This is a genomic window from Sulfobacillus harzensis (genome assembly GCF_012933365.1).
Lineage (GTDB): Bacteria > Bacillota > Sulfobacillia > Sulfobacillales > Sulfobacillaceae > Sulfobacillus_B > Sulfobacillus_B harzensis.
In genome coordinates, this window is the sequence record NZ_JABBVZ010000285.1 from 1 (window position 1) to 1,128 (window position 1,128).

1 protein-coding gene is annotated in these 1,128 nt (G+C 63.5%); it reads right to left on the reverse strand.

Annotation, left to right across the window (positions count from 1 at the left end; genetic code table 11):
- On the reverse strand, window positions 1–1,020 hold a 1,020-nt coding region (locus tag HIJ39_RS23050; RefSeq protein WP_169103358.1), incomplete at its 3' end, for an IS110 family transposase.
- Window positions 1,021–1,128 lie beyond the last annotated feature (108 nt).

Sequence of the window (1,128 nt, forward strand, 5' to 3'; positions counted from 1 at the left end):
CCCCCGTTTAGCCACATGAGGCTTACCCCGATACTTCCCGGAGTTGTCGGACACCACGTTCAGGCCCGCCATCCGCACGGCCTGCTGGGGATGGGCATAGTCCGCCAAGTTCCCCAATTCGCCCAGTAGGGTGGCAATGACCACGGAGCCAAAGCCCGGAATCCCCCGCAAGACGTCGGCCCCGGGCACGGTGGCCACCAATTCCTGCTGCGCGGCTTCCGTGGCCGCGAGCGCGGCGCACGCCGCGCGCCAATGCCCCAAGTACGCCGCCAACTGGGCGCGGGCACTCGCGTGCCCGGGAACCCCAATCGAGTCGCGATAGGCCACCATCAAGGCCGCCGCACGTTTGGGGCCGACCCGATGATGGGACGCCTCCAGCAAGCCCGTGACCAAGTCCTCGAAGGGATACGCCAACACGTCCGCCGGCAAGGGCACGGTGTCCAGCACCCACAAGGCCGCCAGGCCATTCCAGGCCTTGAAGACCCGCCGAAATTCCGGGGCATAGACATCAATCCACCCCTGAATGCGATTCTGCCAGCGCACAACGTCCGCCTTCTGCTGGCGCCGTGTCACCGACAAGGTGGCCAGTTCGCTCCAGACCCCCTCCCGCGGCGTCCAGTGCATATACCGCCCTTCGGCGACCGCCCGGGCAATAATTCCGGCATCCTTGGCGTCGTTTTTCGAGGGCGTGTGGTCGTCGACTTCTTTGAGCTTGTGCGTGTGCAACGGATTGACCAAGACGACGGTCACGCCGGGTTGTTGGCGCAACCAGTGCGCCAGGGGCAACCAATAGGCGCCGGTGGATTCCAGCCCGATCACGAGGCGCGCCCCGGCGGGACGCCGGGCCCACATGGACTCAAACCCGCTGCGAGAATTCGCAAACCGGACCGGCTTGCCCGCCGACAACCCGTTGGGAAACAACCACTGGATGTAATGCCAGCCTTGGGCCACGTCCACTCCTCCGATCACGGCGCCTTGTACCGCGGTTTTGCGTTGATCCATCGTCGATGTAGAATGCATCTATAAGTCCTCCCTTGGTTGTTGTTGGTATCCACCACAACCGTACCAACGGGGGGATTTTTTCCTCAACTGTCAAAGTCCGCCGAAATCACATCTCTACAGGACGCT